Raw genomic sequence first — 26,220 nt, 5'->3', positions numbered from 1 at the left:
TTCTCATGGAAAATAGCCCTGTCGATTTCCAGCGTCGTAGACTACTCCGATATGGCTGCATAGGGTTAGGCGCTGCTCTGTCGCATAATCTGCTAGTTCTCAGCGCCAGTAAAGCAGCCATGTCAAACCTCACCTCAATTGGCCCCCTTCAGGCACCTGATATGAACGGAGTTCGTCTGCCCAAAGGCTATACCTCTCGAATCGTTGCCTATTCAGGACAAAACCTGTTTGGTTATATTTGGCACGCGGCACCTGATGGCGGTGCTACCTTTGCTACTGATGAAGATGGCTGGATTTATGTATCCAATAGCGAAATGAAAAATAACGCTGGAGGGGTGGGGGCGCTTCGCTTCGATCATAAAGGAGAACTGATCGATACCTATCCTATTCTGAAGAATACTAATCTTAATTGCGCAGGTGGCTCCACTCCTTGGCAAACATGGTTGTCGTGTGAAGAAACCGAACGGGGTCGTGTCTGGGAGTGCGATCCCTTTGGAAAAAAACCAGCTCAAGTCAGAAAAGCACTCGGATGTTTCAAACATGAAGCCGTGGCCGTCGATACAAAAAACAAACGACTTTACCTCACCGAAGATGAGCCTGATGGTTGTCTGTATCGTTATACCCCCAATTTACTTAATGCAGCAGGTCACCCTGATCTGGAAGATGGCTTTCTTGAGGTAGCAGAAATCCTAGGTGATCAACAGAAAACAATACGCTGGCATCGCCTGCCTGACCCGGATGCAGCAACTATCGTCACACGCAAACAAGTCAAGCAAAGCAGTCATTTTAATGGCGGTGAAGGAATCTGGTATCACCAGGGAATCATATACTTCACAACCAAAGGGGATGACAAGGTATGGGCGTATGATACCCATCATAACCACCTTGATATTATTTACGACGCAGCACGCTATACCTCGCCCATACTGACCGGTGTTGACAATATTATTACCAATACTGCGGGCGAGTTACTTGTCGCTGAGGATAACGGAGATATGCAGATTGTTATTCTATCCGACGGAACAATCAAACCTTTGCTCCAGCTTGTCGGTCATGACCGCTCCGAAATAGCAGGACTGGCTTTCAGTCCAGATGGATCACGCTTGTATTTCAGTTCCCCAAGAGGAAAAACCGGGCGTCATGAAAATGGAATTATCTTTGAGATAATAGCGAAGTAATCGGTCGGATGCCCGATGTGTCAGGATACCTTTCGCCTCAGTTGAAACCTAAAAACTTGAAGGGCGAAGCGCGAGCGTTACGCCAGCGGCAGGTCAGTGACTTGATTGAACAACTTCTTGCCCGGCTCGCGAGGGGGAGCACCGCATGAGTTTTCCCGCGGACATCAAGGGCTGCATGAAGGACTGCATCCTTTCGCTCTTTTGGCCTCGCAAGGACATCGTGGGCTTCTTCGAGAAGCACGGATGCACCAAAACAGAGATCGCGCCTCTTCAGCTTGAGGGTGAGAACGCGCTCAAGCGATCCGAAATTGTCGATGCTCTGTTCACAGCACTCGCAGCGCGCTCCGACCACGGCCTCGGTCCTTTCCGCGCGATGTTGCAGTCGCTGCTGAACTGGTCGCACTTTGACCCGTACTATTTCGACAAGCTGCGCAAGCTCGACCGGGGCACTGCCAACAAAAATCTCGAGCATCTGCGCCAACTACAGGAAATTCGAGACGCGAAGATCAAAGCAGATCGTGAGCGCAGGGCCGCGCAAGAGACCGCACGCCAGCAACCAACGGCATCGCTGGATCAACTACGTGCCGAGTACCTCGATCTGCTCGCCAACAAGACTTCGCGGCAACAGCGCGGGTACGCACTGGAGCGCATCCTGACCGAACTCTCGCGCCTCTCGAATCTGGAGGCCACCGAAGCATTTCGGGTTCACGGGGAACAGATCGATGGCGCAGTCAAGTTCGAGGGAGAACACTATCTCATCGAAGCGAAGTGGCAAGAACGTTCGGCGAGTAATGAACCCGTGTACCAGTTTGCCGGCAAGGTCGCAGGAAAACTGTACGGACGCGGCTTGTTCATTTCCGTGAATGACTTCAGCCCCGAGGTCATCCGCAGCCTCGTGATGGGCAAGGAAATCCAGACTCTTTTTATCGACGGAGAAGATCTGGTCCTTGTCCGGGAGGGACATTTGAGTCTTCGAAAAATGATCGATCGGAAGGTCAAGGCGGCGCAAACCAAGGGGCTCATCTATGTTCACCCGATCTCCGGCGTCGAGAAAAAATTCTGAGGACGATCAGACATGGCGCAATTCAACGATTGGTGCTTGGCGGTCGATGCTCCGGTAGGCAACCACTTCAGCAGGGTTATGACGGGACAAGCGGAGCGCCTGCCGGTGGGTATCCAGGCTACCGCAGCCATTGTGTCGTGATGTGGCTACACTAAACTGGACACATCAAGGTCCATCGGCTATGGCCCTCCGGCGCATCGCTACAGACTAACGCTACTAAATGGGCTTCGATTTCGCCATCAATCACCCGCCCTCGAACACGGTTGGGTTTCGCTCGCTCTAAGGCCGACTCTAAGCCTTCTTCAACTAGCCGCGTTCTGACGCGTTCAACCGTCCGGGTCGAAATGCCGAAAGCCTTGCTGATTTGGCTATCTTGCCACGATTCACCTAAAGCGTTCTCATCCGCCTTAAGCAAGATCTGGGCATGAAGCCTTTTGTACGCCGCCACTTTTCCTTTGTGCACCAAACTTTCTAAATAAGCTTGTTCTTCTTCGGTTAGCCTCACCATGTATTTCTTTGCCATTGGCCCACTTCCATTCTACGTTGAAGCTCGAGAGTATGGGGAGCTTTAGCCGACATTTCAAGAATGACTGAGTACTAGCCTCCTATATGCAAAACTTGGACAAAGTCTCCTTGTTGCATCTGTTACCCTGAGAAGAACATAACACTCACTCTTCCTGCTCTTGCCGTAATTGAGGAAACAGGATGACATCACGAATACTGGGACTATCTGTAAGTAACATGATCAACCTATCGATACCAATCCCCTCTCCTGCTGTTGGAGGTAGGCCATATTCCAGTGCACGAATGTAATCAGCATCATAATGCATGGCCTCTGCATCGCCCGCTTCCTTAGCTTTAGCCTGCTCCAGAAAACGCGCAGCCTGATCTTCTGGATCATTCAATTCTGAGAAACCATTTGCAATTTCACGTCCGGCGATATAAAGCTCAAAACGATCTGTGATTTCTGGATTATGATCATTCCGACGCGCTAAAGGTGATACTTCTGCCGGATAATCAATAATGAAAGTTGGTTGGAATAATAGATGCTCAGTCGTTTCATCAAATAGGGAAAGCTGCAATCCACCTATCCCATCCCCTGCGTTATACGCAATATTCAGTTCCTGCAGTTTACTCATCAGAAAATTGCGATCATTAAGCTGTGCAGTCGTATATTCTGGGTAATGCCTTTGAATAGCCTGCATAATAGTCATTCTTGCAAACGATTGTGATAAATCGATCTGACGCTCCTGGTAGGTGATTTGGGTCGTTCCCAGCACTTTTACCGCGACTTCTCGTAGCATGGCTTCAGTGAAATCCATCAGGTAAGCATAATCCTGATAGGCTTCATAAAATTCTAGCATGGTAAATTCAGGATTGTGCCGGGTAGAAATCCCCTCATTCCTGAAATTCCTATTAATTTCAAAAACTTTCTCCATTCCTCCGACCACCAATCGTTTCAAGTAGAGTTCAGGTGCGATGCGCAAGTAGAGCGCCATATCCAGTGCGTTATGATGCGTAGCGAAAGGTCGCGCCGTTGCGCCACCCGGAATTGTATGCATCATGGGCGTTTCTACTTCGAGATAATTCCTCGCCACAAAAAACTCGCGAATAGCCTGAATCACCTTGGAACGTATGGAAAAAACCCTGCGGGCCTCTTCATTGGTAATTAAATCGAGATAACGCTGGCGGTATTTCTGCTCTTGATCAGCTAAGCCATGAAATTTTTCCGGAAGCGGCCGCAAGGATTTCGTCAGTAACTGCAAATGGCTCACTCGCACGGACAACTCGCCAGTTTTGGTTTTGAATAAAATACCCTCAGCACCCAAAATATCGCCCAGATCATAATGCTTGAAAGCTTCATGAACAGCTTGACCGGTATGGTCATTGGATACATAAAGCTGGATGCGCCCACTCATATCCTGAATGGTGGCAAAGCTTGCTTTACCCATGATGCGCTTGAACATCATACGTCCCGCAACCTTTACGACAACCTGTTCTGTCTCCAACACTTCTTTGGTAAACGAGTTATAGTGATGGTGTAATTCTGAAGCCAGGCTATCGCGACGAAAGTCGTTGGGAAAAGCATTACGGATTTTGCGTAGCTCGGTCAGCTTAGTACGCCGTTCTGCAATGATATGGTTTTCGTCTTGGGAAATAGCAGATTGAGTTTCTTGAGTCATAAAAATTTAATTTGCTTAATAAATATTAGGTTCGGGGCTTTTTATGTATTTCGCGCTGCATTTACTTCATTTATTTATTCTGGTCTTGGCTGGCAAAACACACTCTATAATATTGCTAGCTGTATTATAGTTGTTTTGATGATCGCATTCCCAACCCAATTAGAAAGACAAACTTGTGAGCACATTACCTATTTCTTCAAATTTCATTCGCAACATTATTGATGAGGATAACCGTACAGGTAAATGGCATGGGCGAGTAGAAACACGTTTTCCACCCGAACCCAATGGCCACTTACACATCGGTCATGCTAAAAGCATCTGCCTCAATTTTGGTCTTGCACGCGATTATGGCGGTATATGCCACCTACGTTTTGACGATACTAATCCAGAAAAAGAAGCGCAAGAATACGTAGATGCCATCTGTGACTCAGTCAAGTGGTTAGGTTTTGAGTGGGGGACGCATATTTACTATGCATCTGATTACTTTGAGAAATTATATGAGTTTGCTGAATATCTGATAAAAGAAGGAAAAGCGTATGTGGATAGCCTGTCCGCCGATGAAATTCGTCAATTACGCGGCACCTTGAATCAGCCCGGTGAAAACAGTCCCTACCGCGATCGCTCCGCAGCAGAAAACCTGGACTGGTTCCGGCGCATGCGCGCTGGTGAATTTCCAGATGGTACCCATGTATTACGCGCCAAGATTGACATGGCCTCTCCCAATATCAATATGCGCGATCCAGTCATTTATCGTATTCGCCATATTCATCATCAGCGTACAGGCGATAAGTGGTGCATCTATCCGATGTATGATTTTACGCACTGCATATCGGATGCACTTGAGCACATTACCCATTCTCTGTGTACCTTAGAATTTGAAGACCACCGGCCACTGTATGACTGGGTGCTAGATCAATTAGATGGCCAAATTCCCTGTCATCCACAGCAAATCGAGTTTGCTCGATTAAATCTCACTTATTGCGTGATGAGCAAACGCAAATTGATTGAATTAGTAGAAGGTCATTTTGTAGATGGCTGGGATGATCCGCGCATGAATACCTTGGCAGGCGTACGTCGTCGTGGATACACCCCCGAATCCATTCGCCTATTTACTGAGCGCATCGGTATCAGCAAAGCAGATTCGTGGATAGACATGACTATTTTGGAAGATTGCCTGAGAGAAGATCTCAATGAGCATGCTTTACGGCGGATTGCAGTATTAAAACCCTTAAAGCTTGTGATCGATAATTTTCCTGAAGATCAGGAAGAAGAATGTTATGCGCCTAATCATCCGCAAAAACCAGAGTGGGGAAAACGAATGTTACCCCTTACTAAAACTGTTTATATCGAGCAGGACGATTTTATGGAAATTCCCAGCAAAGGCTATTTCCGCCTCTCGCCCGGTGCAGAAGTTCGTTTACGCTATGCTTACATCATAAAATGTGTCTCTGTTGTGAAGAACGATCACGGTGAAATAGAAGAAATCCACTGTATTTACGATCCTGCTACCAAAAGTGGCACCGCTGGCGCCGACACACGCAAGGTCAAGGGAAATATTCATTGGCTATCTGCCAGACATGCCCAACCAGCAGAAATAAGAATATACGATCGCTTGTTTAACCATCCCTATCCCGACACGGGTAACAAAGACTTTAAATCCCACTTGAATCCGCATTCAAAACAAATCATAGCCGCTTATCTCGAACCTTCTCTTCTTGATACACAAGCTGAACAACGATTCCAATTTGAACGTCATGGCTACTTCGTAGCAGATCGCATCGACACAAAACCAGGAAAACCGATATTTAATCGGGCTGTTACCTTGCGCGACACATGGGAAAAAATAATAAAGGAAGCGCGGATTAGCTAATCAGATTGGCGATAATTGAAATCTACGATTCAAGCAATAACAACTAATTTAAGAAATGACGATAACTTGTGATATTGTCATGTTTGATGGTGTTACTTGAGCAGTACACCCGAATTGAGTAGATGCACTTATTGTATTATTCTGATTTAGGAGAACTTAATGAAAAAATCGATCTCATCGCTGTTAGTGCTATTCGCACTAGCTTTCTTTTTCCCAACTATAGCAATGGCAACTGATTACCCCATTAAAGTTGGAGAAAAACTAGCGAATGGTGTGGCCAACGCAGTGACTGGAGTGGTAGAAATTCCAAAAACCATGATGATTACCGGTCGTAATAAAGGGGCTACCTATGGCATGACCGCTGGATTCTTTATTGGTATTGTCCATACACTAGGCCGGTCCTTAACCGGAGCACTCGATATCGCCACTTTTCTGGTTCCAACTACCCCCATAGTAAATCCCGCCTATATCTGGGATGATTTCAACAGGGAAACGACTTATACTGCTTGGCGCATGCGCTAGGATAAATCGAATTTTTCCAGAATCGTCCACGCTTGGTGATTCTGGAGGAATCTTCCAGTTACAATATTTTTATAACGAATATCAATGGAAGCGCAACAAACTATTTATCATGTTGCTGCAGCGCCCATTGCACATGCTCGCGTACCAATAATGAAGGATCATTGCTGCGTGCTTGCAGCGCCTCAATGATCGCTGGAGATGAAGGAGCATTACCCAAACCAACTGCAAGATTACGCAACCATTGCTCATAACCGATTCGGCGTATAGGGCTACCTGCAAGCTTTAATTCGAACTCTTCCTTACTCCAGCGAAACAATTCCACTAGCGATACGTCATCCAATCCATTGCGTACGGCAAAATCGGCTTCTTGTGTTACTTTGGCAAATTTATTCCAAGGGCAGATCAATTGGCAATCATCACAACCATAAACTCGATTACCGATCAGAGGCCGCAAAACCTCAGGAATGCTGCCCTTCAGCTCAATAGTAAGATAAGAAATACATCGTCTGGCATCCAATTGGTAAGGCCCAATAATTGCCTGAGTAGGACAGATATCAATACATCGAGTACAGCTTCCGCAATAACTCCCGATGGGATCATCTACAGGTAGCGGCAAATCAGTATACATTTCCCCAAGAAAAAAGTATGAGCCTGCTTCTCTGGATAACAGTAAAGTATGCTTGCCACGCCATCCAAGGCCAGATTCTTTTGCCCACTCTACTTCCATGACAGGCGCGCTATCGGTAAAAACACGATAATTAAAATGGCCTATCTTCTCGGAAATATTGTCTGCCAGTTTCTGCAGTCGCGCACGCAGTACTTTATGGTAATCGCGCCCAACTGCATAGCGTGAAATAAATGCCTTATTACTATCATGGATAATACTCCAACTTTCCTTTGCTGCTGGTGGTGTATAATTCATTCGCACGGAAATCACTCGCAATACCCCAGGTACAAGCTCTGCAGGGCGAGTACGTTTAGTACCATGTTTTGCCATATAATCCATGTCACCATGAAAGCCTTTATCCAGCCAGGCGGATAGTCCTGCTTCAACTAAAGACATGTCAGCATTAGCATCAGCGATACGGATATCTTGAAAACCAAGCTGTTTACCCCAATTCTTGATAGATTGTTTTAACAGGACAACATCTAGTGATGAATTTATGGAGATCTCTTCTTGCATAATCCTTTTCTTTTTGACTCTTGCGCAGAGCAACCTCTCATTTTACAGCTTGCTGATGAAACAGCAACGCTAGCGCTGGGTAAGAAAATTGCGAACATCTTGCATCCTGGCTTAATTGTTTTTCTCAATGGTGATCTAGGTGCAGGGAAAACCACATTAACTCGCGGCATTTTGCGTGCGATGGGATATCAAGGAAAAGTGAAAAGCCCAACATATAATCTGGTTGAGATCTATAAATTTTCTGGGTTATACTTGTATCACTTTGATTTTTATCGTTTCAATGATCCCATTGAATGGGAGGAAGCGGGTTTTCGTGATTACTTTAATGCAGAAACAATTTGCCTGATCGAATGGCCAGAAAAAGCTGACAAACTATTGCCAGATGCAGATATAAAGATTCTTTTTCGGTTCAATGAGTTAGGTCGAAAAATCAAGATTCAAGCCGGAACAAGGACAGGAAAAAAATGCTTAAAATACTGGTAAAACATGAGGTTACTTTAAACATCATTGCAGCTAAGAACTATCAGACTCTATTTCTGGCTTTTTTCTCATTAATCTCCATACTCATTTCCTTATTCAGCAATAGTGTCATCGCAAGTACACAGATTACATCTACGCGTCTCTGGGCAGGCCCAGAATATACTCGGCTAACACTCGAATCTAATATACCAATCAACTATACTCTCGACACCCCAGATAATCCTCGAAAAATCATTATGAATTTCGAGGGAGTTGCACTAACCCCAGCACTTAAAAACCTGCCAGGGAAAGTTAATACCAAAGATCCCTTCATTCGTGCGGCGCATATAGAACGCCTTACACCACATGGGGTACGCCTTGTTTTAGGACTAAAAAGCAATGCTGTGCCTCGGATGTTTACCCTCGAGCCAATGGATGGATTTGGCCACCGCCTCGTATTGGATATCTACCCTCCTGAACAGACTACTATATCCCATAAAAAGGAAGATCCATTAATGGCGCTTGTGCAAGAATTTGAAAGCAGGGCACCCACGAAAAGCGGCAGTCACAAGCAGTCAGGAGAATTGCTAACAACTTTTGATCGTAAGCCCACCAATAAGTCATCAAAAACTCACATCGTTGCAATTGATGCAGGACATGGAGGAAAAGATCCTGGCGCAATTGGGCCCAGCGGGACCCACGAAAAAGATGTAACCCTGGCCATCGCAAAAAGGCTCAAAGCTAGAATAGACAAAGAACCCAATATACGTGCTGTACTAATTCGTGATGATGATTATTTCTTACCTCTTGAAGTAAGGCGCACAAAAGCACGCAAGGCAAATGCCGATTTGTTTATATCTATTCATGCAGATGCTGTTCCCAGACTTCAGGCACGTGGCTCTTCTGTATATGCATTGTCGGAAAATGGCGCAACTTCCACGACAGCAAGTTGGCTAGCAAAAAAAGAAAATGAATCCGATTTAATCGGGGGGGTTAGGCTTGATAACAAAGATCATTATCTTAAAAAGACTTTAATAGATTTATCATTAAATGCGACTATTAACGACAGCATTAAGCTCGCCGGTAACGTACTATCAGCAATTGGCAACATAAATCATTTACATAAGAGGAATATAGAACAAGCAGGATTTGCTGTTCTCAAATCACCCGACATTCCATCTATCTTGGTAGAAACCGCATTCATTAGTAATCCAACTGAAGAAGAAAAGCTAAGAAGTCAAGCGTATCAGGATAAGATGGCTAATGCTATTACCATTGGGATTAAACGCTACTTTGCTGTCAGTCCAATACCAACTCATACTGAGTTAGCTCAGTCTGAGTAAATTCTTCCCCACACGAGATTTTTTTATTAATCGCTGCTTCTATATAGAAATATAGATGCAAAAAAGGTAACGGAAAACCCCAATAGATCTTCAAGATGAGCGATGGAAGATAGCTCGCGAGGCTAGTATTATTTTAAAGACGACATAGTCTATTTTAGGTTATTTATGCCTCGCAGATTCCCCTCGCCAAGAGACAAAAGGAATCCATTCAACGATGCTGGTTTATGGTCTTTGATTACACTCTTGGCAGAGTAGAAAAATAGCTTTCGTTTATGAATTAGGCCAAAATAGTAGAGTGTTACTTAATATTTTTTCGCTATTTTAATTTCGTTTCTTTATATTTGACATGCTTTCTTACTACTGGATCATATTTCATGATCTCAATTTTCTCCGGCTTAGCGCGCTTGTTTTTAGTTGTTGTATAAAAATGGCCAGTCCCTGCTGAAGATTCAAGTTTGATTTTTTCACGCATAACTACATTCCCATCCTATTTAAAGTAAAATCTTTGCCTTATATGCTAAACGCTCACCCCACGCGAACGCATTTTGGCAAGTACAGCATCAATCCCATTTTTATCGATAGTACGCAATGCTGCATTGGTTAAGCGTAAGCTAATCCATCGTTTCTCACTTTCCACCCAGAATCGACGATGCTGTAAATTTGGTAGGAAACGACGTTTTGTTTTGTTGTTTGCATGGGAAACATGATGACCAGTCATAGGTTTCTTACCAGTCACTTCACATACTCGCGCCATGTTTACGCACTCCTAGGTTTATAAAACTAGCGATTATATCCTGATTTGAATGGATTCTTCAATTCAAATCAGACCATGTTCAGCAAACGAAAGCGTGTCTCTATCACCAATAATGAAGTGATCCAGCACCTTTATATCTACAAGTGCGAGTGCTTGTTTCAGGGATTGAGTCAGAATTTCATCGGCCTTGCTTGGCTCTGCGACGCCAGATGGATGATTATGAGCAAAAATCATGGCTGCCGCATTATGATATAATGCGCGCTTGACTATTTCACGTGGATAAACACTAGCCTGAGTCAGTGTACCCGTAAATAATTCCTCAGTAGCAATGGTGCGGTTTCTAGCATCTAGGAAAATACCGACAAAAATCTCGTGCTCCTTGCCAACCAGTTTAAGGCGTAAGTAATCGCGTACTGATTGAGGTGAATCCATGACATCACCACTTTTCAGTTCTTCTCCGAGTGCGCGCTGCGCCATTTCCAGAACAGCCTGTAACTGTGTATACTTGGCTACTCCTATGCCGGGTAATTGACAAAATGTGTCTTGGTCGGCGAGAAATAATTCTGTCAGACCTCCAAAATGCTTTAATAACTCTCTGGCGAGATCCACAGCACTTTTACCTGCAATACCGGTACGCAAGAAAATAGCTAATAGCTCAGCATCTGAAAGGCTTCTTGCCCCTTTTCTTAGAAGTTTCTCACGCGGACGCTCCGACTCAGGCCAATCTGTAATTGCCATTATTTAATGAATCATGTAAAAAATCATCATATTCAAATTAACGGCTATTTTTTGTAACAATCCAGTAAATTGATTATGTTCATCAATATTATCTGTTTTGGCATAACCTAAATCTTTTATTTCACGTTTTTAGCTAATAAGCGCGCATCTATGGCAGCCATAAATTTTCGGAATAGTAGACGTTTGTTACTTGGAATAACTGGCGGTATCGCAGCATATAAGGTTGCTGAACTCGCACGCCTACTCGTACAAGGCGGCATTGAAGTACAAACTGTTATGACTGAGTCAGCTCGTCATTTTTTAGGACCAACCACTTTACAAGCATTAACCAGCAAACCGGTATACACACAACTTTGGGATGATAGTGTTAATAACAGCATGGCGCATATCGATCTATCGCGTGCTGTCGATGCCATTTTAGTCGCGCCCGCAAGCGCTGATTTCATCGCAAAAATTGCGCATGGTTTAGCGGATGATCTGCTTTCAACACTATGCCTTGCTCGTAATTGTCCATTAATGATTGCACCCGCCATGAATCAGCAAATGCTGGGAAATCCCGCAACACAGCGTAACCTGACTACGCTAAAAAAAGATAATATAACTATTCTTGGCCCTGCTTATGGCATTCAGGCCTGTGGTGAAACAGGAATGGGGCGTATGTTAGAGCCACACGAACTTTTTGAGGTTGTACAGAATTTCTTTCAGCCCAGATTGTTGCAAGGAAAACGGGTCCTCATTACGGCCGGCCCTACTTTTGAGGCGATTGACGCAGTACGCGGAATCATCAATTTAAGTTCTGGAAAAATGGGTTTTGCAATCGCGAATGCTGCGCTTGAGGCGGGTGCAGAAGTCACGCTAATCTCGGGCCCGGTCTGCTTGACTTATCCTGCCGTTAAAAAGCTTATTCCCATAACAAGTGCAAACGATATGCTGGCTGCAGTCAAAAATGAAGTGACCCTTAACGACATTTTTATAAGCGTCGCCGCCGTTGCAGACTATCGCCCTGCCATTAGTCACACACAAAAAATAAAAAAAACCGATAACAATATGGTGCTTGATCTCGTTCCTAATCCGGATATTTTGCAATACGTAGTCAATTTGCCAAATCCACCCTTCTGTGTTGGTTTTGCCGCTGAAACAGAGGATATTGATAAAAATGCAGAAATCAAACGCCACAAAAAAAACCTCCCCTTGCTCATCGCAAATTTTGCTCAGGAAGCAATGGGTTCAGATGACAGTACATTGATGCTGTTTGATGATAATGGCAAACATACGCTAGCTAAAGCACCTAAAATTGATCAGGCACGCCGCTTAATCGAGCATATTGCTACATTATATAAAAAACATCATTCCTAACTCTTTTCGTATGAAAAAAATTGACATCAAAATTCTTGATTTACGTCTAAAGGATCAGCTTCCAGCTTACGCCACACGAGGATCAGCAGGATTAGATCTGCGCGCCTGTACTGAGCACCCCATTCAAGTACAACCTGGAGAAACACAGTTAATCCCAACTGGTATTGCAATTCATTTGAATGATCCGGGCTTGGCTGCAATGGTATTGCCTCGTTCTGGTCTTGGTCACAAACACGGAATCGTACTGGGAAACCTGGTTGGATTGATCGATTCGGATTATCAGGGGCAGATTTTTGTTTCTTGTTGGAATCGTGGACAGACAGGCTTCCTGCTAAGCCCACTAGAGCGGATTGCACAACTGGTTATCGTTCCTGTCCTGCAAGCTCATTTCAATGTAGTCGAAAGCTTCCAACCGACTGACCGCGGTGAAGGCGGTTTTGGAAGTACAGGTAAATGTTAAGATACTTATTCTTAGCGATCATTATTTTTCTGCTGCCAGCAACGGTAAGCTCAGATACATCGACTGCACCCACAGTGATTCCTCTTAAAATTTTAGAGCATACACTATACACAGAAATAGCTCATACCCCGACCGCGCGCGCGCAAGGACTAATGTATCGCTCGCAATTAGATGGAAACAGCGGCATGCTGTTTGTGTTTCCCAAAACAAACATTTACGGTATGTGGATGCTCAATACCTCTATCCCCCTCAGCGTGGCGTTTCTTGACGAGAAAGGAGTGATTCTCAATATTGCCGACATGACCCCGCACTCAGTCACCCCACATTATTCAGCCAAACCAGCAAAATATGCGCTTGAAATGAATCTTGGCTGGTTTGCTAAAAAAGATATCAAAACAGGAGTTCAGGTACGGGGACTCGAACAAGCACCCGAAGCAGAATAATCAAACCACAAAGAGATTTTTCTTTAACATCATCCTTGATTCTAGCGCATCTGTGGCAGCATTCCTTTTACTGCTCGCATCATCTTGGCCATTCCACCTTTATTGACCATTTTCATCATCTTGCGAGCCTGCTCAAATTGCGCAAGTAAACGATTCACTTCCTGAACAGAAACACCTGATCCTGCAGCAATGCGTCGCTTACGTGACGCCTTAATAATTTCTGGTTTAACGCGTTCTTGTCGCGTCATGGCATTAATAATCCCTTCAGTGCGATTAATTATTTTATCGTCCACCTTCATATTCTGAGCAGCCTGAGTCAATTGATGAGGCAGTTTTTCCAGCATTGCACTCATCCCCCCCATCTTTTTCATCTGCTGGAATTGCATCTTGAAATCATCAAGGTCGAATCCCTTGCCTGATTTCATTTTTTTCATTAGCTTTTCAGCTTCTTTCTGATCTGCGCTACGCTGCGCTTCTTCAATCAGTCCCAGTACGTCACCCATACCCAGGATACGAGAAGCCATACGATCAGGATAAAATGGCTCCAGGCCAGTCAATTTTTCAGCAACGCCTGTAAACTTAATCGGTTTACCCGTTACATGCCGCACTGATAAGGCTGCCCCACCACGCGCATCTCCATCAAGCTTGGTCAGGATAACGCCTGTCAAAGGAAGCGCATCAGCAAATGCTTTTGCAGTATTTACCGCGTCTTGCCCTTGCATTGCGTCAACGACAAAAAGTGTCTCGATAGGCTTAAGTAGCGCTTCAAGTTCAGTAATCTCGTCCATCATCGCTTTATCAATACCCAAGCGACCCGCGGTGTCGACGATCATTACGTCATGATGATGTTTTCGGGTATAATCCAACGCAGCGGTACAGATTTCTGCTGGTCGTTGACCTGCTTGTACCGGAAAAAAATCAGCGCCCACTTGATTGGACAACAGCTTTAATTGATCAATAGCGGCAGGCCGGTAGATATCACAAGAGACCAGCATTACTTTCTTCTTTCTATTATCTATCAACCATTTGGCTAATTTTCCACTACTCGTGGTTTTTCCCGCACCTTGCAAACCAGCCATGAGAATAACAGCAGGCGGTACAGTGCTAAGGTTAAGATCTGCTTTCTCCCCTCCCATGATGGCCATTAGCTCTTGATGAACAACCCCTACTAATGCCTGCCCAGGGGAAAGACTTTCCATTACCTCCCGCCCGATCGCCTTTTGTTTTACCCGCTCAATAAAATCCTTAATGACAGGTAAAGCAACATCGGCTTCAAGTAATGCCATGCGCACTTCACGCATGGCAGCTTGTATGTTACTCTCAGTTAATCTTGCTTCTCCACGCAGCGTTTTAATGACGTTGGAAAGGCGATGAGTTAGATTGTCAAACATATTTATTCCTCAAAAAATTCAGTGCTAATGACATAGCACCCTAAAATTATAATAATAGCGCTTTGAATTTATACAAGTGCAAGGTAGACTGAACAAATCCGTTTTTTAGATCTGCTATGTTAATGCTCAGCATTCTAGTTTATATCTCAGCTTTTCTGTTTTATGCATTAGTTGGATGGCATTTCTGGCGTACCAGATGGAACAATCAACCCATTCCTCCCAGTGCTGACAGAAACACTTCATCAATTACCAAGTGGGAGCGTTTTGTCATGCTTGCCCCACTCACACTCCATGGTTTCATACTTTATGAATCTATATTTATAGATACTGGGCTCAGCTTTGGTGTGGGTAATGCAATCTCATCTATTGTATGGCTGACCGTCTTGATTTACTGGTTCTCAGGCTTTTTTTCACGGCTGAAAGAATTACAGAATTTGATTGCACCCATTGCAATTGTGGCAGCAATTGCAGTGTTACTGCCCTTAATACTTCCCTCACTCCATCCCCTTAGCAATACTGAATTACCTGCATTCAAGGCGCACCTGCTGGTTGCCCTGCTTGCATATAGCCTATTTACCATCGCTGCACTCCACGCGATCCTCATGGCGATATTAGAGTATCGCTTACATCACCCAGTCATGTCACCGCTGCTGATAAATCTGCCTCCGCTTCTAGTCATGGAAAAAATGCTTTTCCGCATTATATGGGCAGGTTTCATACTCCTCACTATGACTCTTCTGAGCGGAATAATATTCTCACAAGAAGTTTTTGGTCAATCTGTTACATTTTCACATAAAACGCTTTTCAGTTTTATATCTTGGGGTGTATTCGCAGCACTGCTTATAGGAAGGCAATTTTATGGTTGGCGAGGACGTACTGCTATTCGTTGGACTTTGACCGGTTTTATAATTCTCCTACTTGCCTATATTGGCAGTAAATTTGTTCTGGAGATTATACTGGATCGGTGAAGAGAAACTCGATTCAATCACTCCGAAATAATACTTAAGCCATTGTTAATTCAGAGCATAGATCTCTAAAGCTCTCATATTATATATACCATAAATTTTGTTGCATATTGTTTTCTTAAAAGCCTGTTCACGATCATGTGAATGTCGTAGGCTCTGGGGATGAGGAAGAGATACCCAAGCATATTAGCCGAGAGGCATTTGAAGATATCCGGCCTCTGTTGAAGAGCGTGCGCAAGCAGACGAAGCCAAGGACGGTTGATTTATAAGAAGTATTTTGCGGCGTGCTGTATTTGCTGAAAAGCGGGTGCCAATGGCGGATGCTACCGAGTGAGTTTCCCAAGTGGCGAACGGTACATGCGTACTTTTCCAAGTAGAGTGAGCTGGGTCCAGACGGCGCAAGCGCTCTGGAACGGCCTTAAAAAAAATGTAGTTGGCGTGATCCATACAAAACAGGGGCGTAAATCCTCGACGAGCTTTTTGATCGTCGACGCACACAGTGTAAAAAAAAACACGGATAGCACTCATGCGAAGGGCTACGATGCAGGAAAGAAAGTCTCGGGGATCAAGCGCCACATCGCGGTCGATACACAAGGACTTCCCCATGCGATTGCCGTCACAACTGCTGAGGTAACGGATCGTAAGAGCGCTTTCCTTTCGCCAAGGCGGTAGAGGCGCTACTCGGAACCAAGGTGCAGATTGCCAAGCGGAGCAAACTTCACACTTTCACCGTCATACCGCAACGCTGGGTTGTCGAACGCTCTTTTGCCTAGTTAGAAAAATGCCGGCGACTATGGAAAAACTACGAGCGAAAACCAACACCAGTTTGCAGTTCATACATCTAGCCTTCTTGGCTCTCCTGCTTAAAAGATCGTGAACATGAACAGGCTCTTAGAATGAGATGAAAAGGCTTGCTTGGTACTTGTCATGGCAGCTCTCCTTATCTGAAGTAACAAATCTTTGCAATAGGGGCCAAGATCCAAAGATTGATACTAGCTTTTCAATAAGACTAAATAAATACGTTATAAACCCTTATTGCTAATGAAGAAAGGTACTTGAACCCTTCTCTTTGCATCTTGCCAATCAATCCGAGAACGACGACAGTGCTAACTGCAACCATTGGTTAGCCATCACCGGCACAAAAAATAACGTTTTATTAGAATGGCAAAGATCGGAAACTGTTCCTTAATTTGAAGGAACTCTCATCAACTGTGGAAACGACTCTAACTCCGCCTTGAGTCGCTTCCACCCAGGCTTGATCAAGAATTCGCACTTCCTGTCAAATTAAAAATTAATAGAAGATCTGCGTTAGCAATTGAGCAGACTCAGAATGAATGGAACTTTCATAGTAATTTCATAAAAGCGACACAGTAAGTTCATGAGATTTCCCGAGAATAATAGGTAGCTAATGCGTCAAGCAGCTCAATAACCTAACAATAATAAGGAGTTAGACATGAATACGTCACTTAATATGCAATTAAATATTTTCCCGCAAAAAATAATTCAAATACTAGAGCCTGCTTCGTACTTTTCTGCTGATTGGGTGAAGAAATCAAATATCGTGACCACCTGGGCAAAAAATAAAAGTGAGGCTCGTGAAGCTCAGAAGCTGAGATATGAAGTTTTTGCTGATGAAATGGGCGCGACTCTCCCAACCCATATTCCTGGGTATGATATCGATGTTTTTGATGATTTTTGTGAGCACTTGTTAGTGCGCGATCGTAAAACCTGGCAGGTCATTGGAACTTATCGTGTGCTGACCCCGGCACAAGCCAGGCTTGCTGGGAGAACTTACAGCGAAGGTGAATTCGATCTAACTTCCTTGCAGTCGTTACGAGAGAATATGGCTGAATTAGGTCGAAGTTGTGTGCATAAGGATTATCGTGATGGAGTTGTCATCAAAGCATTGTGGAAAGAATTGATTAGCTTTATGGCGCGTAAGCAGTTAAGTCATATGATGGGCTGTGTTAGCATACCGATGAATATGGGTTCAAGTGACAGCAATCGAATCGGTGCAGGACATGCTGCCGCAAGTATTTGGCGTCAAATTCGGGATCAGTATGGGGTGGATATTCATTATCAAGTTAGACCACACTTACCTCTGCCAGTCGACCATCTGGATCAATCATTAAAAATTGCTCCCCCTCCACTACTTAAAGGTTATTTACGCTTGGGTGCTAAGGTATTAGGGGCGCCTGCATGGGATCCTAACTTTAATACTGCTGATTTGCCCATGTTGATGCGAATGGATGATCTATCTAGCCGCTACCGCAAACATTTTCTGGGGTAGTCATGAATAAGTTCAAAGGTTATTTTTATGCTAATCCTGATCTTAGCGCTTCTATTTCAGAAGACGAAGATTCCTCAGAAAAAGTGACTAACCCAAGAGTCCGGACTGTTTTTATTTCTGATATCCATCTCGGTACCCCGGGTTGCCAGGCACAAGCCTTAGTGGAATTTCTAAAAGCTTACCCCAGCGAACAGCTTTATCTGATTGGGGATATTATCGATGGCTGGCAGTTACGCCGGCGCTGGTATTGGCCGCAAGCTCATAATGATGTGATACAGAAGTTACTGCGCCGCGTCCGGAAAGGCTGCAAGGTGGTGTATGTTCCGGGTAATCACGATGAGTTTGCCCGTGAGTTTTTAGGCCACTCCTTTGGTGGTATAGAAGTAGCGGATGAAGTTATCTATGAGACTGTTGATGGTCGTAGATTCTGGATAATACACGGTGATTATTTTGATGGAGTCGTGCAGTGTGCTAAATGGCTTGCTTACGTCGGAGATAACCTTTACGAATTAACTCTAAAGCTAAATCGTTATTTGAGTTCCCTCCGTGCCCGATTAGGTATGCCTTATTGGTCGCTTTCACAGTATCTGAAATACAAAGTTAAAACAGCAGTCAGCTATGTCACTTCATTTGAGCAGGCCGTTGCTATGGAAGCACGTCGTCGTGGACTCGATGGTGTCATCTGCGGGCATATACACCATGCTGAGATGCGTGATATCGATGGTATTGTGTACTGTAATGATGGAGACTGGGTCGAGAGCCTTACTGCATTAGTAGAACACATTGACGGGCGAATGGAATTGATCCATTGGCCTCAATTTCAAAGAGAAACAGACAGCTATTATCAAATTGTAACTGTAGATACTTCGGCTGATGGCGTTCCAGCTACGGCAAAGATCGAAAAAAAAGATGAGGTTCCAGCGTGAAAATTGCACTGATTAGTGATGCATGGCACCCGCAAGTTAATGGCGTGGTAACGACGTTGATAGAACTGGTTAAAGAACTCAGAAAGCTCGATCATTATGTAGAAATCATTCACCCGGGTCTTTTCAGTACTCGCCCTTGTCCGGGTTATCCAGGAATTGATCTGGCAATTCGGCCTAAAAAGAATTTGTCACAATTTCTGAAGAAGCTTAAGCCCGATGCGATACATATTGCTACTGAAGGTCCGCTAGGCTGGGCAGCGCGTTCTTTGTGCTTGCAATCAGGCTGGTCTTTTACCTCTGCATTTCACACAAAATTCCCAGAGATCTTTAATGCATCAGCTAAAGTTCCTGTTTCGTGGGGGTATGCACTGCTTAGACGTTTTCATCAACCTTCAGCAAGTGTGATGGTTCCTACACAATCTGTTTTATCCGGCTTGCAAAGACGAGGTTTCCAGAATCTCAAACCTTGGACGCATGGAGTTGATATTGATCTTTTTAGATACCATGATCAACCCATTTTATTTCCAACTTTAGGTGCTTTACCAAGGCCCGTGGCATTATTTGTGGGTCGTATTTCATATGAAAAGAATATTGAAGCATTTTTGGAAATGGATTTCCCCGGTAGTAAGGTAGTTTGCGGTGTAGGGCCAATGGAAAAACAACTCAGGCAACGCTTTCCTGCGGCATATTGGCTCGGAATATTGCCTCGCAGCGAGTTAGTTACGTTATATGCCAGCGCTGATGTTTTTGTATTTCCAAGCAAATCAGATACCTTTGGATTGGTTTTACTTGAGGCCATGGCAACAGGCACGCCCGTAGCTTGTTATCCTGTTGACGGTCCCTTGGAGGTCATCGGTAGGAGTGGAGGAGGGGTTATGTCACATGATCTGAATGATGCCGTTTTAAAAGCCCTGCAAATTTCCCGGCAGGAAGCGCGCGCAAGAGCTGAGGCCTTTAGCTGGGGTACTGCTGCAAAGAGTTTTACTGATTATTTAGTACCTATCCGGCAATAACTATAACTAGATGTAAGAATTTTTAGAAGCTGTGTCAATCGCCAACAGAACTGAGCCAGCATTGGCTGATGTGGCGCTTGATCCCCGAGACTTTCTTTCCTGCATCGTAGTCCTTCGCATGAGCACTATCCGTGTTTTTTACACTGTGTGCGTCGACGATCAAAAGCTCGTCGAGGATTTGCGCCCCTGTTTTGTACGGGTCACGCCAACTACATTTTTTTAAAGCCCGTTCCAGAGCACTTGCGCCGTCTGGACTAAGCTCACTCCACTTTACTTCATATAAATCAACTGTCCTTGGCTTCGTCTGCTTGCGCACGCTCTCCAACAGAGGCCGGACATCTTCAAATGCCTCTCGGCTAATGTCGCTTGGGTATCTCTTCTTCCTCCCCAGAGTCTACGACATTCACATGATCGTGAACAGGCTCTTAGGAAATTCAGCACATATCAAGGTATGCAAGCTTACTGAGACCTAATTGTAGCTTTATGATTACAGCCAGATAGATGTAATGGTATCGCAGTTTTTAAGTGGCATCTCTCACCAGACCATCACTTGCCTCTCATAACGGAATCCCGGAATCGATCTTTTTCGCAGACATTCATCAGGTAATTCGGATTATGGCGCTTTAACACACCTGGCATACTCCACCGGAAACAAGCCTCTTTTGAAACCCCAAAATAATAACCCCGGCATAGCCGGGGATTATCTTATACTTTTATCAGAGACTTCTTTACTCAGACCCAAATAAAAAGAAGCCTTTTAAATCACAACCACTTAGAAAAACTTGTGTATCCATTCTGAAACCCAGTCATCATTCGCATCCTTGAATGCACCGACATAGTCTACAGAATCAAAGAAAGGATCGTTTACCGCAGCTCCTCCTCCTATCAGCGGTGATCCGGCTGCAGGAAAAACACTATTCAGGAGAGGATTCTCTGCCCTGTTTCCAGACTGGGACAAGAACCAATCAGCTACAGTAAACGTGGCACCCGTGCCATCTATAAAGTTATTGGCACACTGAACAAAGGAATTGACCATGGTTAATTCACCACTCAAGCTCCCTGGAAAACCAGCATTCTCATAAGTAGCTGCCCCATCTATGGTTATACAAGTAGGAAAACCAGTGATTACTGAGTTCCAGATATTCGCACCGGTACCACGACGCAGCAGAATACCTTCAGTGGCAACCGGAGAGCCTATAAAGGTCATATTAGACAGAATCGGTTTGGCGCGAGGAAGAAGATTATTATTTTTTTCGTTGTTGTCGGCCTCAATACCCCGGTCACCATCGTTAGGAGACTGAAAAACCACAACAAACTGTGCACGTCCAGTCCAACCACTTCCCCAATCCAAACTATCATCGCCTATATGAGTCAATACCAGATGTTTCATCTGAGCAGTACCGCCAAACATCTCTATACCATCATCCAGACCCGCATGAACATGCACGAAATCAATGACCGTTCCTGAGCCGACCCCATTCAATGTCAGTCCATTGAGCTCCTCATCTGGACGCACGGCGAAGCCAGCAAAAAGAATCTGAACATATTTTATTATCCCACTGTTGTCAGCTGGATTGTTACCACCAAAAAACTCAGAAGGAATGGCCTCGTTAGGAATTTCACAAATAGCCACACCTTCATTACAACCATTCACCGGTGCATTCCCAGAAATGACCAGACCACCCCATTCGCCAGCCGCCAATTGTCCTGAGCCAGACATTACAATCGGATTATCGGGTGTGCCCTCCGCCATAATTTTTGAACCACGTCTTATCCACAGATAGTCAGCACCTTGCTGCCCAAAAATTTTGGTTCCTGGATTAATAGTAATTGTTGCACTTTCAGTATTATCGCCACCGATATAAACACCGCCCGATAAAATCCAGTTGATATTCTTTGTCAGCGTAATATCAGTTTTAATTTCACCGCTTAAGAGACAGGATCCTGGCGTAGATCCTGGGACTGCAAAACTTGGGCAACCTTGGAATTCATTACTGACGAGTTGTTCAAGTGTAAAGCTCAGCGGGCCTGAACCCGGCACTAATCTCAATTTAGCGTAAAAATTATCTGATCCCACAGCGATCGAAGGGACATGTACTGCAGCAGTGCTAGAATCAAAAACGTTACGCTGTCCTTGTATTGCTGAGACAGGATCAGCTGCGATTAATTTCAACTGATTTCCATTAACTAATTGTAATTTAGCACTATAGAATGAAGACGATGCGCCATTCAAAACTTCTACAACCGGAAGATCTACAATACGTGATGCTGGATCAAAGGTCGCTGTTGCTGCATATCCATTCATTGCGACAGCGCTCAACAGAACTGCTGATGTCGTTATTAGTTTTCTTTTTATATGGTCTAATTTAAGCATGATTCACCCACCTCCAAGTTTTTATTTAAGGTAGCGCAAATCTAACAAGCCAACATTACAAGCGTATTACTATTACATTAAAATATAAAAATACCACTACTTATCAAACCGCTTCTCATCACGACCGCGGATACTTGGACAGCAGGGCCTAGTAGACCGTTCCAGCATAACGGTTACAGAAAACGCCGTTCGGCCTGAGCCTGTCGAGGGCCGATGTCAGTTGCTTAGCGGTTTGACAAGCTCACCACGAACGGTAATGGTTTTACTGGAACGATCCACTAGATATCAGAAAGTTAGAAGTTTATGTCTTATGATGGCGCACTATGAAGGCATAAACGAGGATCAGATGAACAACTACTTCCCATCCTTCATCAGTAAGCAAAACGGAAGTTTAGTTTAAACGTACGCCCGCGGCGGAACTGGCGTGTCACTTCATCGCCTTGCTTAATGAGCACGTCATCATCCAGTAAATTCTGCATTGTGGCTTGCATTGACAACCCTTTATATAAATTCTGGCTAATAACAAAGTCCAGTTGATGAAAAGGCTGTTCATATTTATCCGGCGCACCAAGCACGCCAGCTGCCACGATCCGTTTACTGGCAATATTGTATAGCAGGGTAGCTTGCGTCTTCCAAGCTGGATTGTCATACCCTATCTGAAAATTAAAAATTTGTGAAGAATGCCCTTGCAAGCGTCTTTCGGACGTGGTTTGCGCTTCAAGATTCTTGGCGTTGAGCTCAACATTTGAATCTGACCAGGTGTAATTGCCACCGACATAAAAATTCTGCAGATGACGATGTATAACACCCAGCCCCTTTAACCATTCAAACTCAAACCCATAAATAGTCGCTTTATCGGTATTCTGAAATGTATTAAGCCCAGCTGTTCCCGGCAAAGCGACTAATTCGATTGGATTGGTCAGATCTTTCCAGAAGAAACTGGCCAGTATGTTTTCATTGGGTGATAGGTAATATTCCCACCGTACATCATAATTTGTAATATCCGTTTGCTTTAAGTCTGGATTTCCAATGGTTTCTTGATTCGTACTGATATCTGTAAAGGGTGCGGGAGATAATTCCCTAAAATCAGGTCTTGATAGCGTTTGACTAAAACCCGCACGTAACTGCTGTCTATCAGAAATGAACCAGGTTGCCGTTGCAGAAGGTAACGTATCAATTCTTTTGATTTTGGTAATAATGGGTTGATTTGCGTTAGCTACATTCTGGAAAGTTTCAACAAACTGGTCATTGTCTTCCCAGCGTAACCCTCCCGTTAAATTAACTTTGTCATATAACGACAGATCCATTTTCCCATAATAGGACAGAAGATCCTGGGAAGCGTTATAACTATCCGTAGGTCGCGTTACATCGCGTAATTGAAATCCATTCGTACCAATGAAGGCTGGCTGAAGAATGTCTTCCAGAGAAGGTTGTGACAGTACTGCCGGCCTTCTGGCATCCGGCCCAGCCGGAAAATAATTAAAGCGCTGTATGCTCGATTCTCTGTTTTTTTTCTGGGTAATAAAACCACTACCGAGTGAGAGTTTGTAATCTGTAAAAAATTGAAAGGGCAGTTTTGCATCCATACGCCAACTTTGGTCTTTATCTTCCAGATCGGCATATAAAACCTGGTTACTGTCCGCCCTGCGAGAGAAGGAAAAGTTACCTTGCGCATCCGCATCATAACGATAGTCCCTCGTTTTAGGCTCGTCTCTGTTTGCAGTTGCATGCGTATATAACCAATTAATGGATAAATCTTTCAACCAATCAAAACGATGGTCACCCCCCACTTGTTGCATTAACAATTGGTTTGAAAAAAATTTAAGTTTCGTTCTTCGAATATCAGCTGTTTCGGCATCGGTAAAACCTTGATCAATTCTAGCTTCATCAAATGATTGACGCAGAAACATGGTCTTGGTAAACAATCGATGATTATCTTTGTACTGAGCTTCCGTTGCTAAATAACCATTTAACTGCACCTCCTGCAGGGATCGGCGCACATCAAAATCTCGAGTCAACCTTAAGCTGTTATCACTATTACCGCTAGCGGCAAACTCTCGATTGATCTCATTTTGAGTCCTGAATTCCTGTTTCCATCCTCCTGCAGCCATATAACCCAGCCTAAAATTGCCCAATGCAAAACTGTCACCCACTGAAGTCTGAAAGCCGGCATCAGGTCCTCGTTTATTTTTAGTTACATCCCATACACCTGATAAATCTTCACCAAACGTTTCAATCTCGGCAGGTGAAAATCCATCCGGATTAAAAACAGTTGCAGGCTGGATGGTTTTACCGTTCTCTGTGGCATCTCCAATGGAATCAGGTAATGCACGCGCGCCGTCGTCATAACTTAAAAAATCAGTTCCCCCTCCCTTGTAAGTCAAGCCATTAAGGAAAGTTGCATTATCATTAAAACCTATTTGCGCATTAAAATTGAAGAAGAATGCATCCGGAATACCGTGCGTGCGCATTTCCAGCGTACCACCAGCAAATTCTCCCTGGCGATCTGCCGAATATGTTTTTTGCACCATAACGCTCTCAAGAATACTGGTGGGAAAAAGATCCAAGGGTACAACGCGTCGCGTCGCATCCGGGCTGGGTATCGCAGCGCCATTGACAAGTGTTGTAGAAAAACGCTCACCCAGTCCACGGATAAAAACAAATTGTCCTCCTACCAGCGTTAGCCCGGAAGCTCTTTTTAACGCACTGGCAACATCACTGTCGCCACTACGACTAAACTGCTCGGCACCCAGAATGGTTGTTACTGCTGAGGAAGTTTTTTGTTCTTCAATAACAGAAGCGATGGTTCCTGCCAAAAAAGGCTCCAGAACCACGTACTCTGCCAGTTCAATCCCTGCGGGCGTTAATTTGAAGGTTAAATGGGTATCCTTACCCTTATCAATCTTCACATCATCCTGTGTTTGACTGCTATAAGCGCTATGCAATAATGAAACGCTGTAACCGCCTACAGGAATAGCTGCTGTTACCTGCCCTTTCTCATCGGTTCTCAGTTTCTGCCTTGATCCACTCAGAAAGACTTGCACATCTTTAATCGGCTTTTCTGTTTCTGCAGATAAAACTTGTACAGTGATCGTTCCTTCACCCTCATCACGAATCTCTTCAACAGGCATATCTGATCCTGCAATTGTACCTGCGACTGAACTCTCAATATTCAATAACGGTTTCTTTTTATTCGCATAAAAAGTGATAAGAATCTGTGCATTTTCTGCCGGTCGTAGCGGCAAATCAAAGGCAAATTTCTGATCTTTTGTCTTGATTGTCATGTGATAAGTCCCGGGCGGTAATTTCCCGGCTACACTGCCATTTGAATTGGTCTTAATTGAGGAATCCTCATCCACTCGCCAGCTAAAAGTGGATGGCATGGAATCGAAAATCATTTTCGGACTCGTTTTCTCAAAAGAATCGCTACTAATAAACAACTCAGCGTCAGCAACCGGCAATCCATTCTGGAACAGGTGAATTGAGAAATCAGCCTTTTCAGTGTCTCCCCAGGCGGAAGGGCTTAGCAGAACAACAGCCATCAGCGCCAGTAAAGAAAGAACACATGGTTTCAATCTATTTTTATGCAGTATTTTGCAAAAAAGATCATAAAAATATCGATCACTCATGATTGTCGACAAAACACAAGACCAGAAAAATTTGTTAGATTCACTGTTCATTTGGCGTATAAAGACCCCTCTCCACCTGC

22 protein-coding genes and 2 pseudogenes are annotated in these 26,220 nt (G+C 44.3%); 14 read left to right on the top strand and 10 right to left on the bottom strand.

All coding sequences use genetic code 11. The annotated features are described in order from the left end of the window. Window positions 1–5: 5 nt before the first annotated feature. Both BLP80_RS04950 and BLP80_RS04945 read left to right on the top strand, forming a co-directional pair. Window positions 6–1,178 carry an alkaline phosphatase PhoX gene (locus tag BLP80_RS04950; protein ID WP_090540728.1) on the top strand — a complete coding sequence of 391 codons (1,173 nt, stop codon included), beginning with the start codon at window positions 6–8 and terminating at the stop codon, window positions 1,176–1,178. A 145-nt stretch (window positions 1,179–1,323) separates the two neighbouring features. Next, window positions 1,324–2,241 carry a restriction endonuclease gene (locus BLP80_RS04945; protein WP_090540726.1) on the top strand — a complete coding sequence of 306 codons (918 nt, stop codon included), beginning with the start codon at window positions 1,324–1,326 and terminating at the stop codon, window positions 2,239–2,241. Between the two features lie 151 nt (window positions 2,242–2,392). Here the strand turns inward: BLP80_RS04945 and BLP80_RS04940 are convergent, their stop codons facing one another. After that, complete coding sequence (locus BLP80_RS04940) at window positions 2,393–2,749, bottom strand: helix-turn-helix domain-containing protein (protein WP_176754268.1); 357 nt, start codon at window positions 2,747–2,749, stop codon at window positions 2,393–2,395. Window positions 2,750–2,909: 160 nt separating this feature from the next. Next, window positions 2,910–4,424: a lysine--tRNA ligase gene (gene lysS / locus BLP80_RS04935; protein ID WP_090540724.1), complete on the bottom strand. Its 1,515-nt coding sequence runs from the start codon at window positions 4,422–4,424 to the stop codon at window positions 2,910–2,912. Between the two features lie 175 nt (window positions 4,425–4,599). Between lysS and BLP80_RS04930 the strand changes: the two genes are divergently transcribed. Together BLP80_RS04930 and BLP80_RS04925 are read left to right on the top strand one after the other, a co-directional pair. Next, window positions 4,600–6,294, top strand: coding sequence for a glutamine--tRNA ligase/YqeY domain fusion protein (locus BLP80_RS04930; RefSeq protein WP_090540723.1), 1,695 nt, complete (start codon window positions 4,600–4,602; stop codon window positions 6,292–6,294). A gap of 159 nt (window positions 6,295–6,453) precedes the next feature. After that, window positions 6,454–6,816 (top strand): exosortase system-associated protein, TIGR04073 family, encoded by a 363-nt coding sequence (locus tag BLP80_RS04925; RefSeq protein WP_090540721.1) that lies wholly within the window; start codon window positions 6,454–6,456, stop codon window positions 6,814–6,816. Window positions 6,817–6,916: 100 nt separating this feature from the next. Here the strand turns inward: BLP80_RS04925 and queG are convergent, their stop codons facing one another. Then, on the bottom strand, window positions 6,917–7,999 hold the full coding sequence (gene queG / locus BLP80_RS04920; RefSeq protein ID WP_090540720.1) for a tRNA epoxyqueuosine(34) reductase QueG: 1,083 nt from the start codon (window positions 7,997–7,999) through the stop codon (window positions 6,917–6,919). Between queG and tsaE the strand changes: the two genes are divergently transcribed. Together tsaE and BLP80_RS04910 are read left to right on the top strand one after the other, a co-directional pair. Next, on the top strand, window positions 7,994–8,482 hold the full coding sequence (gene tsaE / locus BLP80_RS04915) for a tRNA (adenosine(37)-N6)-threonylcarbamoyltransferase complex ATPase subunit type 1 TsaE (protein ID WP_256203609.1): 489 nt from the start codon (window positions 7,994–7,996) through the stop codon (window positions 8,480–8,482). The two genes, queG and tsaE, sit on opposite strands and share 6 nt — an antisense overlap. Further along, complete coding sequence (locus tag BLP80_RS04910) at window positions 8,464–9,801, top strand: N-acetylmuramoyl-L-alanine amidase (RefSeq protein WP_090540718.1); 1,338 nt, start codon at window positions 8,464–8,466, stop codon at window positions 9,799–9,801. Before tsaE ends, BLP80_RS04910 begins: the two co-directional genes overlap by 19 nt. A gap of 316 nt (window positions 9,802–10,117) precedes the next feature. Here the strand turns inward: BLP80_RS04910 and rpmG are convergent, their stop codons facing one another. The 3 genes from rpmG to radC all read right to left on the bottom strand — a co-directional run bounded on the left by rpmG (window position 10,118) and on the right by radC (window position 11,293). Continuing rightward, entirely contained in the window at window positions 10,118–10,273 is a 156-nt protein-coding gene (gene rpmG, locus BLP80_RS04905) for a 50S ribosomal protein L33 (RefSeq protein WP_090540716.1), read from the bottom strand. 45 nt (window positions 10,274–10,318) lie between these two features. Continuing rightward, complete coding sequence (gene rpmB / locus BLP80_RS04900; protein WP_090540713.1) at window positions 10,319–10,555, bottom strand: 50S ribosomal protein L28; 237 nt, start codon at window positions 10,553–10,555, stop codon at window positions 10,319–10,321. Window positions 10,556–10,618: 63 nt separating this feature from the next. Beyond that, complete coding sequence (radC, locus tag BLP80_RS04895; protein WP_090540711.1) at window positions 10,619–11,293, bottom strand: RadC family protein; 675 nt, start codon at window positions 11,291–11,293, stop codon at window positions 10,619–10,621. 150 nt (window positions 11,294–11,443) lie between these two features. Between radC and coaBC the strand changes: the two genes are divergently transcribed. The 3 genes from coaBC to BLP80_RS04880 are packed head-to-tail and all read left to right on the top strand — an operon-like array spanning window position 11,444 to window position 13,552. Beyond that, window positions 11,444–12,649, top strand: coding sequence for a bifunctional phosphopantothenoylcysteine decarboxylase/phosphopantothenate--cysteine ligase CoaBC (coaBC, locus tag BLP80_RS04890; RefSeq protein ID WP_090540708.1), 1,206 nt, complete (start codon window positions 11,444–11,446; stop codon window positions 12,647–12,649). Between the two features lie 10 nt (window positions 12,650–12,659). Next, window positions 12,660–13,109, top strand: a complete 450-nt coding sequence (dut, locus tag BLP80_RS04885; RefSeq protein ID WP_090540704.1) for a dUTP diphosphatase — start codon at window positions 12,660–12,662, stop codon at window positions 13,107–13,109. Then, complete coding sequence (locus tag BLP80_RS04880; RefSeq protein ID WP_090540702.1) at window positions 13,103–13,552, top strand: DUF192 domain-containing protein; 450 nt, start codon at window positions 13,103–13,105, stop codon at window positions 13,550–13,552. The genes dut and BLP80_RS04880 overlap by 7 nt, the downstream gene beginning before the upstream one ends. 41 nt (window positions 13,553–13,593) lie before the next feature. Here BLP80_RS04880 and ffh read toward each other — a convergent pair whose 3' ends face one another. Then, window positions 13,594–14,943 (bottom strand): signal recognition particle protein, encoded by a 1,350-nt coding sequence (ffh, locus tag BLP80_RS04875; protein WP_090540700.1) that lies wholly within the window; start codon window positions 14,941–14,943, stop codon window positions 13,594–13,596. A 122-nt stretch (window positions 14,944–15,065) separates the two neighbouring features. Here ffh and BLP80_RS04870 point away from each other — a divergent pair, with 122 nt between their 5' ends. The 5 genes and pseudogenes from BLP80_RS04870 (at window position 15,066) to BLP80_RS04850 (ending at window position 20,137) form a co-directional block, all read left to right on the top strand. After that, window positions 15,066–15,911: a cytochrome C assembly family protein gene (locus BLP80_RS04870; protein WP_090540823.1), complete on the top strand. Its 846-nt coding sequence runs from the start codon at window positions 15,066–15,068 to the stop codon at window positions 15,909–15,911. A 159-nt stretch (window positions 15,912–16,070) separates the two neighbouring features. Then, window positions 16,071–16,785, top strand: a pseudogene (locus BLP80_RS04865) (IS5 family transposase). 576 nt (window positions 16,786–17,361) lie between these two features. After that, window positions 17,362–18,198 (top strand): GNAT family N-acetyltransferase, encoded by an 837-nt coding sequence (locus BLP80_RS04860; protein WP_090540698.1) that lies wholly within the window; start codon window positions 17,362–17,364, stop codon window positions 18,196–18,198. Window positions 18,199–18,200: 2 nt separating this feature from the next. Then, window positions 18,201–19,124, top strand: a complete 924-nt coding sequence (locus BLP80_RS04855) for a UDP-2,3-diacylglucosamine diphosphatase (RefSeq protein ID WP_090540696.1) — start codon at window positions 18,201–18,203, stop codon at window positions 19,122–19,124. Further along, window positions 19,121–20,137: a glycosyltransferase family 4 protein gene (locus BLP80_RS04850; protein ID WP_090540693.1), complete on the top strand. Its 1,017-nt coding sequence runs from the start codon at window positions 19,121–19,123 to the stop codon at window positions 20,135–20,137. Before BLP80_RS04855 ends, BLP80_RS04850 begins: the two co-directional genes overlap by 4 nt. A gap of 64 nt (window positions 20,138–20,201) precedes the next feature. On the opposite strand, the pseudogene BLP80_RS04845 reads toward BLP80_RS04850, so the two are convergent. The 3 genes and pseudogenes from BLP80_RS04845 to BLP80_RS04835 all read right to left on the bottom strand — a co-directional run. Continuing rightward, a pseudogene (locus BLP80_RS04845) lies at window positions 20,202–20,528 on the bottom strand (IS5/IS1182 family transposase); the annotation flags it as partial. A gap of 381 nt (window positions 20,529–20,909) precedes the next feature. Then, window positions 20,910–22,511 (bottom strand): hypothetical protein, encoded by a 1,602-nt coding sequence (locus BLP80_RS04840; protein WP_090540690.1) that lies wholly within the window; start codon window positions 22,509–22,511, stop codon window positions 20,910–20,912. 371 nt (window positions 22,512–22,882) lie between these two features. Next, window positions 22,883–26,086: a TonB-dependent receptor gene (locus tag BLP80_RS04835; protein WP_256324960.1), complete on the bottom strand. Its 3,204-nt coding sequence runs from the start codon at window positions 26,084–26,086 to the stop codon at window positions 22,883–22,885. Window positions 26,087–26,220: the final 134 nt, after the last annotated feature.

Origin of the sequence: Nitrosomonas sp. Nm132, from assembly GCF_900100485.1 — a bacterium.
GTDB lineage: Bacteria > Pseudomonadota > Gammaproteobacteria > Burkholderiales > Nitrosomonadaceae > Nitrosomonas.
The sequence above is the reverse complement of the archived record's forward strand: the minus strand, read 5'-3'. Positions and strand labels throughout refer to the sequence as shown.